Below are 8,405 nucleotides of genomic sequence, written 5' to 3' on the forward strand. Positions count from 1 at the left end.
TAATGGCAGTAGGCGGATTTGATATCAAATTGCGGGCCCGGCAGGATTATGATTTATGGGTTAGAATCCTTGATGAATTCGGAAAAGCCCTGCAGATATCCGCCAAGACCTACTATTGTGACAAGTCTTCGGAACGAGAAAGGATTTCCAACTCAAAAGCCCGAAGAATAGGAGTGATACAGTTTTACAAAAAGCATTCCCGCCTGATGACGTGCCATCAGCGTAAAAATGCAACTGTTGCATGTTTGGAGGCCAATAATTTCAATCCCGGGTTTTTAAAACTTCTGGTCCTTTTGACCTGGCGTAACCGGAAGAAAGTCTTTGGTCTTCTCAAGGTTTAGTTTATTTTCAATAATATGAATGTTTAAACAAACTCACTGTTTTTCATAGTGCGATCCTGCATTCACACACATTTTGACTGGAGTTTGACAACACTGGGGAAACCATGAGGGTTCTGCATTACGTCAAGCAGTTTTCTCCCCTTTCGGAGACTTTTGTTTACAATCAGATCATTGATCTTCAATCCGGGGGGATTGAGAATTTTGTAGTAACACATAAAAGAGTTAATGCCGAAGGGCGGCCTTTTGCTCCCGTATTCGAATTATCCGAAAAGAAATCCTTTTTTTATCGTGAGATGCAGCGGTTTCTTCGAAAGCACGGATACTACAAATATGCCCTTTCCACAAAGGTCTGGAAGGAAATCCTTCGGAAGTTCGCCCCTGATGTGATTCATTGCCATTTTGGAAAAAGTGGCTTTTATGTAGCCTCGATTCTCGATAAAATAAAAATCGATCTTCCGCTGCTCATTGCCTTTCACGGGACCGATGTTTTAAAAACACCTTTTGAGGATGCGTCGTATAAGTCTCAAATACAAAGAACTTCCCTGAAGAAAAAAGTCGCATTCACTACGCCTACTTTATTTCTTAAAAACCTTGCAGTCTCGAATTTCGGCATTCAACCCGATAAAATCGTTGTCAATCCCAATGGTTTTCGGTGCGATTTCAACGGATTTTACCGTGTCAGAAAAAATGACGGGCATTCTTCCTTCAAGATCATAAATATCGCCCGTTTTACCGCATGGAAAGGGCAGGATTACCTGATAAAAGCCTTCAGGGAATTTTCGGGCCGGGTTGACTGTGATGTTGCGCTGACCCTTGTCGGATACGGGGAAAGAAAACCGGCCCTCCTTCAACTGATAAACGACCTGGGCCTGCAGGACAAGGTTACCGTCCTGGAGAGTGTGCCGCATGAATCGATACCGGCGATATTGAAGGAACATGACCTTTATGTGCAACCGTCCATAACGGATCATAAAACGAAGCAGGCGGAATCGTTCGGCGTTTCCATTCTTGAGGCCGTGGCTGTCGGTCTGCCGGTTATTGTGACCGATTCAGGCGGTATGCAGGAGGTTGTTCTGGGGGGGGATCAAGCAACGGCCATTGTTGTCGAGGAAAAAAATTGCCGAGCTTTGTGCGAAGCCATGACCAGGGTATATGAATGCGGGAGAAACATCGACCCCGTTCTGAGATCCAGGATTCTGGAGCGTTACAATCAGCCAAACAATACCGCCGCTGTGGTCCGGATGTACGAATACCTCCTTCAAGACGGGTGATTTTTTTCGGAAACCCAGCGCGGGTTTTGCGTTTGTGAATTTATCTGCCATGCCCTGCCAGGCAGCCATGGCGGTACAAGACCAGTGTCGGGGGCGTTTAAGTCGCGCCCGGTACTTTTAAAGGACAGGACAATGACGCCGCCAGCAACAGAACGGGTGACGATCATCCCGGACGCCCGCCCCGTGCTCGAACAAGCCGGACTGCGCAGCTTCAGGGACTTCATGGATTATGCCGGAGGCCGGCGCGTCTGCCATAAAAGGGGACGGTCCACGGTGCGCATTGCCATTGGAGAGCGGGCTTTCTATCTCAAGCGCAACCGTTTTCATTGGGTTGAATTCCTCAAAGGGCTGGTGCGATTGCGGCTCCCGGTTCGCGGCGCGCTTCGGGAGTGGCGCAATATTGCGCGGGTGAGGGAATCCGGCGTGTCGACCCTGGTGCCCATCGCTTTCGGGGAACGGCCCTTCTGGGGATTTGAAACCAGCTCTTTCAGCGTGACGGAGGAGTTGTACCGGTGCCAGCCGCTGGACCAGGTGCTGGGCAAGGAATTGCCTGATTTGCCGTCGCCTGCCGCGCGGTTTCGCAAACGCGGCATTTTTCGCCAGTTGGGGGCCTTTGCGGGGCGGCTGCATGGCCATGGGCTGTATCATCAGGATTTTTATCTGAGCCACGTTTTCCTTGGTCCCGGCGATGTTTTGCACCTGATCGACCTGCAGCGTGTTCTGCATCGTCCCTGGCGTGCCCGGCATTTTTGTATCAAGGACCTGGCGCAGCTCAATTACGCCGCCAGCCGTGTCCCGGGTGTCAGCCGCACCGACAGAATGCGTTTTTTGCATGCCTATTTCGGGTGTTCTACCCTGGGCTTCGAGGAAAAACAACTGGTGCGGGCGGTGTTGGCCAAAACTTCACGCATCGCCCGTCACGATGTCAAACTTCTGGCCCGGCGGCGCCGTCGCGGAGAGATAGCCTGATCCCGGAGGCGTCGGCAAAGGAAACGGACCATGCCAAAAATCAGTGTCATCTGCGCACCGGCTCCCCGGCCCAATCCCGGCATGGCGAGCGTCGATTTCGCTTTTCATGCTCTGAGCCGCCGCCATGGATTTGCCGAGCGGGTGGCTTATTATCAACTCTACACCGCCGACGAATTGCACGCCCGTGCCGATCGCGCGCTGCAGGCCGAAATCCATGCCCGCCAGAGCCTGCCCTTTGCCTACAGGGGGTTGCGTCAACATCTGCAGGAAATCTTCCACAGTGACAAAATCGTCTTCTGGGGGGATTTTCTGCACAGTGCCGATTATCATCAGTCCGCCGCGCGGCGACTGGTCAAAATCGGTGTAACCACCAATGCCGGCGCAGCGCTGGATTGGGTAAGGGATCACTATTTCCTGCGGCACGCTCCGGCGGAGATCTGGCCCAAAGTCATGGCTTTTGGCGGCAATCTGCTTTTCAACCGTCCCGAGCATTATCTGGATGCCGGTTATGGCGCCGAAGTCCGGAGGTTTTTCCGGCAGGCGGCGGCGGTGCGCATGCGCGATGTATATTCGGCGGCGAAAATATCCGAATTGCGCGATGATTATTCCACGAATTATTTGGGGTGCGACTGTTCCCTGCTGCTGCTGCCCGAAGATCTGGAAGCGCTGCCGTGCAGCGACTGGCACGCGGACATTGCAAGCGGCGCTGGCCGGGCCGGCATTTTTTTCGGACGCAACAAATGCCGCCCGGCGCTTATGGCCCGTTTTGCCCGGGAGCTGTGCAACCGGCTGGGAGTGCGCGGCCAATGGCTGCCCTGGGGGTTGACCAAAGGGTTTGGCCGCATGCGTGAAAAAATCCGGTTCTGGTTTCCCGGCATGGAGGTTCTGTCCCACACCGCGCCGCCGACCCCTGGCGATCTGTACCGGATGCTGGGACGCTACCAGCTGGTCATTTCCGATACCTATCATGTCTGCGTGAACGCCTGGCGGCTGGGGGTGCCGGCCGTCTGCATCGGTCAGGCCCTGGTCGCGGATGCAGATAACATCAACAGCGGCAGCAGGTTTGCCTGGCGTGATAAACGTCAGGTGTTCTACGGCATGAATGACGCGTTGGAATATTACGTGTACGCCGAAGAACTCGAAGATCGGCGTCTGCGCCGCCAGCGTCTTGAACAGTTGACATCCCTGCTGCAAAACGCTCAATATCGGCAGAGCGTGCATCAACGCATCCTGTCGGGCGCTCGCGCCATGGAGAAGGCGGTGGTTGGCGCGCTGCTGCCGGCGACGCGATGACGCGTCCTTGATCGAACCGAACACTTGCCACGGACAGCTGCCATGCAATGGTCTATTGTCATACCTACCTATAATTACGGTCGGTTCATCGAAAGATGCCTGGCTTCCATTGTGGATCAGCCGGGAGACGACTACGAGATTGTGGTTGTGGATGACGGATCCACGGACGACACCCGGGCCGTGGTCGAGGCATTCGTACGCTATCGGCAGTTGCCCACCGGGCGACTGCGTTACCTCTGCCAGCACAACCAGGGGCCGGCCGCGGCCCGCAATCATGGTATCGCCGACAGCCGTGGGGATTTTGTCTGGTTTCTCGATTCCGACGACAGGCTGGCGGCCGGGGCCTTAGAGCAGATGCGGCAGACGGTGCGGCAACATCCGCGGGGAGAGCTGTTTTTCGGCGGCTACCGTTCAATGGCCGAGGATGGCTGCGGTTCGGATAAACTGCCCGGCAAGGTGGCTGTCTGCCGGACAGAAAATTTCAGGCGGTTTCTGCGCAAGGAACTCAGGAGCCTTACCACCGGCGCGGTGGTGGTGCGCAAATCTTCGCTGGGGGATATAAGGTTTCCGGAGGGCATTCATATCAACGAGGATGTGGCCTTTTTCGGCCACCTCGTCGCAAACTGCAAGGTGGTACCCGTGGCGCGGATCCTGGTCGAAAAAATCCGTCATCCCGCCAGCCTGCGCGGCAACCTCGGGCGCATCGAGGAAACCGGCTTGCGCAGCGTCGATGCCCTGTTCGATGCGGCGCGTTTGACATCCGCCCAGATGAAGTTGCGCAGCCGGTATCGGGCCGATCGCTGCCTGCGGTTGTTTCGCGCCCATTATCTGCATGGCAATTACGCCCTGGCCCGATCTTATTATGGACAGATGCTGAAAACTGCGCCGTGCTATCTGTTCAAAGCGGGATACCTTCTCAGGTTTTTACGTTGTTTCGGGAAATCAGAAGGGGGGGCGTCCGATCCGCCGGACGCTGCCGAAACCCATGATGTCTGAGCGGCACGGGACGTATCGTTGCTATTTTCCCGATGCCCCCAGCCAGAAGGATTTAAGGGCAGCGCTGTTGCCGGATCCCGACCGTCTGCTTGAGAGGGGAGAGTGCATTTCTTCGGGACGCGAGGGCAATCCCCGCCACCTTGCCAAAGTGGCGATAAATGGCCGGGCCTATTTGCTCAAACGTTACGATTGCCAGGGGGCTTTTTACCGGATCAAGAATGTTTTCCGAGCTTCCCGGGCTCTGCGTTCGCTGCGGGCAGGCCAATGGCTGCATTCGGTCGGCGTGTCGACACCGGAACCGCTGGCCTGCCTGGAGGAAAGGCAAGCCGGTCTGCTTGGTCGCAGTTACCTGCTGTGCCCCTTTCTGGAGGGCGTTCGCCCGCTGCTGGCCGTATGGCCCGAACTCGATGCCGAGGGACGTTGGCTTTATCTGCGACGCCTGGGCGGGATCATGGGACGCTTGCACCGGGCGCATATCGTGCACGGCGACAGCAACTGGCGAAATATCCTTGTCGGTGAAAACCGTCCGGGAGAACTCCGCTTCTGGCTGGTGGACCTGGATTGCACCCGGCGCTACCCGCGCCTTGCGCCGGCCCGGGCGGAACGGGATATCGGCCATTTTCTTCGCGACCTTTCACGCAGCGGGGCAGGCGCGGAATGCATGCAACTGTTTCGCCATCATTGGCGGGTTGCATTGACCAACAACCAAGGAGACATTCGGTAATGATAACCGCGATGCAGGAGTACTTTCAACAATTGCGGGATGTGATCGATCGGGTCGGACGCGATAAATCCGAGGAAATTTGGCTAAGCATCGAGGCGCTGTGCGAAGCCCTGCGCGATGGCGGCAAGATCCTGATCATGGGCAACGGCGGGTCGGCGGCGGATGCCCAGCATTTTGCGGCGGAACTGGTGGGGCGGTTTCTGATGGAACGCAAGGCTTTGCCTTGCATCGCCCTGACCACGGACACTTCCATTCTGACCGCGGTGGGCAATGATTACGGTTTCGACGAGATTTTCAAGCGGCAGGTCGAGGCCCTCGCGGAGCCCCGGGATGTTGTGATCGGTATCAGCACCAGCGGCCGATCCAACAATGTTTTTCACGCCCTGACCGCCGCCAACCGGATCGGGTGCAAAACCATCGGCCTTCTGGGGCGCGACGGCGGCAGTATCGCCTCCATCGTGGATCTCAACCTGACCATTGAGGAACACCACACGCCCTATATCCAGACAGCCCATGGCGCTGTGCTGCACCTGATTTGCGATCTGCTGGAAAAGGCCTTGTTCGCTCCTTTCGATCCCTCCTGCCCCGCATCGCCGGGCAAGGGATGATGGCAACATGAACATTGCGGTAGTGCGCAAGGAATGCAGTTTGAGAAAAGGCGGAGCGGAGCGCTACTGCGCCAACCTGTGCCGCTGTCTGGCTGAAATGGGGCACCGGGTGTGGGTGCTGGCGCATGAATGCGATCGTGATATCCATCCCGACCTGATCCATGTGCCGATTCCGGTGAGCAACCGGACCTCGGCTGCCCGCAATCTGTCTTTTCATCACAACAGCCAGCGGGCCCTGGAGCGGCTGAAGGTCGATCGTGTCTACGCTTTGAGCCGCACCTATCCCGCCGATGCCTTCCGGGTCAGCGATCCTTTGCACAACAGCTGGCTGGATGTGCGCTACACGGGACGGTTTCGCAACCGACTGGAAAGGCTCAATCCCCGCCACCGTACCATATTGGCGCTGGAAAACGCCATCCGAGATGCCCGGCAGACCGGCGTGATCATCACCAATTCGCAATGGGTGCGCAATGAATTGCTGGCCTGCGGCGATTATCCGGCCGAGCGTATTCAGGTCGTGTACAACGGTGTCGATACCAGCCTGTTCCGTCCGCTGCCGTCGCACGGATCGTTCGATGCGCCGCTGAAGCTGCTGTTCGTCTCCCACGACTTTACCCGCAAGGGACTTGGGTTTGTGATCGAGGCTCTCGCCGAGCTGAAAACACTGGGAATTAGCTGCCACCTGAGCGTGGTGGGTAAGGACGATCCGCGTCCCTTTCGAAAAAAGGCCGAAAGACTTGGCGTGTCGCGTGATGTGGAGTTTTGCGGGGCGCTCAGTGATCCCCGGGCCTGCTACACCGATGCCGATCTGCTGGTGCTGCCTACCCTGAGCGACCCTTTTGCGAATGTCTGCCTGGAAGCGCTGGCCTGCGGGCTGCCGGTCATGACAACCACCAACAACGGCGCCTCGGAAATTCTCACCGAGGGAGAAACCGGCTATATCCTGGATTCGCTCCGTCCGCTGATGCCCCAGATCGTGGCCGGCATCGCCCGGTTCGGCCGTCTGGCACCGGAACGGCGCCTCGACATGGCAAGCCGGGCCAGGTTGTGCGCCGAGCGGTTTACCATTGAACTCAATGCCGGCCGGACGTTGGAGGTTCTTGCCGCCATGACGCCAATCGAGAGACCGTGGCATCGCCGGTGAAACACAGGTTGCCTGACGGAAGGGGCAGGAGCCAAGAAACACTATGCGCCAATGGATTTTTCCGGGGTCAAGCGGTACTCTGTGGCCACCCGGGACATTTAAAAAAACGCGCCGGATCACTGAAGGAGTCGCGCACCGAAATTCAATTTCCGCGTAAGGCTGCAAGGCATAGCATGTGGGGGATGACGTGAGAAGCATTAACAGGTTAAAAAGAGAACTGTCGTGGTATATAAAGGCGCAACTTGCCAAAAACTCCTCGGGAAGAGGTCTTTTTATTTTAGGCACCGGCCGGTCGGGGACCCATTTTCTAACCCAATGCCTGATCAGCCATCCGGAATTTACCGACCTTATGGGCGGCAAGGAAAACCCCTATGTTTTCAGAGATGTTGTTGACCTGGCATTGAACAATTGCAGGGATGCGGAGAAGATACAGCGTGTTCTGAAAAAGTATAAGCAACTCATGAAGGTTGCCTCGCCGAAGATCTTTGTTGACCAAAGCCATCCCAACCTGTGGTTGGCCGACAAGATCGCAGAAAACATTCCCGGGTCAATGTTTGTCGGGATCATAAGAGATCCTTTTTCCGTGGCCTATTCCACCACGCAGCATGCGGGGGTGAGCGGATGGTTTGACAAGTGGGAGTCTTTTCCTCTGCCCAATCCGTTTTTGGGGATAGGTGTCGCGGACAGGGAACGTTATGTAACAATGAGCATTGCAGAAAAAAGTGCCCTGCGCTGGATTTCTCATGTAAAACGTCTCGGCGAATTGAAGCCGATTCTGGGAGATCGACTTGTAATCGTTAATTATGAAGATTTATGTAATGCCGGGGAAGACCAAATGCGAAGAATCTCAGAATTTTTAAATGTTAAAAACAAGTTTGTTATGCCTTTTGTGACCAAGGAATCTTTATACAAGAAAAATAAACTTTCAAATGAAGATATTGAACTTATGAAATCGACAATAATTAATTATCAGAATAATAACTCAACTTTCGCACCTGCTTGGGCGGCGTAACATAATGAAATCACATTGATCTTTTAAAATATACAGGCCGGTAGTAG

8 protein-coding genes and 1 pseudogene are annotated in these 8,405 nt (G+C 55.4%); all 9 read left to right on the top strand.

Annotated features, from left to right (window positions below):
• Positions 1 to 341 (top strand): annotated as a pseudogene (locus AB7E65_RS10420) (hypothetical protein); the annotation flags it as partial.
• A 104-nt stretch (positions 342 to 445) separates the two neighbouring features.
• Positions 446 to 1,612, top strand: a complete 1,167-nt coding sequence (locus AB7E65_RS10425) for a glycosyltransferase family 4 protein (RefSeq protein ID WP_320360972.1) — start codon at positions 446 to 448, stop codon at positions 1,610 to 1,612.
• Between the two features lie 132 nt (positions 1,613 to 1,744).
• On the top strand, positions 1,745 to 2,581 hold the full coding sequence (locus AB7E65_RS10430; protein WP_428745843.1) for a lipopolysaccharide kinase InaA family protein: 837 nt from the start codon (positions 1,745 to 1,747) through the stop codon (positions 2,579 to 2,581).
• 30 nt (positions 2,582 to 2,611) lie between these two features.
• Positions 2,612 to 3,874, top strand: a complete 1,263-nt coding sequence (locus AB7E65_RS10435) for a polysaccharide pyruvyl transferase family protein (RefSeq protein WP_428745844.1) — start codon at positions 2,612 to 2,614, stop codon at positions 3,872 to 3,874.
• A 42-nt stretch (positions 3,875 to 3,916) separates the two neighbouring features.
• Entirely contained in the window at positions 3,917 to 4,870 is a 954-nt protein-coding gene (locus AB7E65_RS10440) for a glycosyltransferase family A protein (RefSeq protein WP_320360975.1), read from the top strand.
• The gene (locus tag AB7E65_RS10445; RefSeq protein ID WP_083558746.1) at positions 4,860 to 5,594 is read left to right on the top strand and encodes a lipopolysaccharide kinase InaA family protein; all 735 of its coding nucleotides are present in this window, start codon (positions 4,860 to 4,862) and stop codon (positions 5,592 to 5,594) included. The genes AB7E65_RS10440 and AB7E65_RS10445 overlap by 11 nt, the downstream gene beginning before the upstream one ends.
• Entirely contained in the window at positions 5,594 to 6,202 is a 609-nt protein-coding gene (locus tag AB7E65_RS10450) for a D-sedoheptulose 7-phosphate isomerase (protein ID WP_235605411.1), read from the top strand. The genes AB7E65_RS10445 and AB7E65_RS10450 overlap by 1 nt, the downstream gene beginning before the upstream one ends.
• Positions 6,203 to 6,209: 7 nt before the next feature.
• Positions 6,210 to 7,346, top strand: coding sequence for a glycosyltransferase family 4 protein (locus AB7E65_RS10455; protein WP_428745845.1), 1,137 nt, complete (start codon positions 6,210 to 6,212; stop codon positions 7,344 to 7,346).
• 187 nt (positions 7,347 to 7,533) lie between these two features.
• Positions 7,534 to 8,358 carry a sulfotransferase family protein gene (locus AB7E65_RS10460; RefSeq protein ID WP_428745846.1) on the top strand — a complete coding sequence of 275 codons (825 nt, stop codon included), beginning with the start codon at positions 7,534 to 7,536 and terminating at the stop codon, positions 8,356 to 8,358.
• Positions 8,359 to 8,405 lie beyond the last annotated feature (47 nt).

The organism is Syntrophotalea sp. (assembly GCF_050253115.1).
Lineage (GTDB): Bacteria > Desulfobacterota > Desulfuromonadia > Desulfuromonadales > Syntrophotaleaceae > Syntrophotalea > Syntrophotalea acetylenica.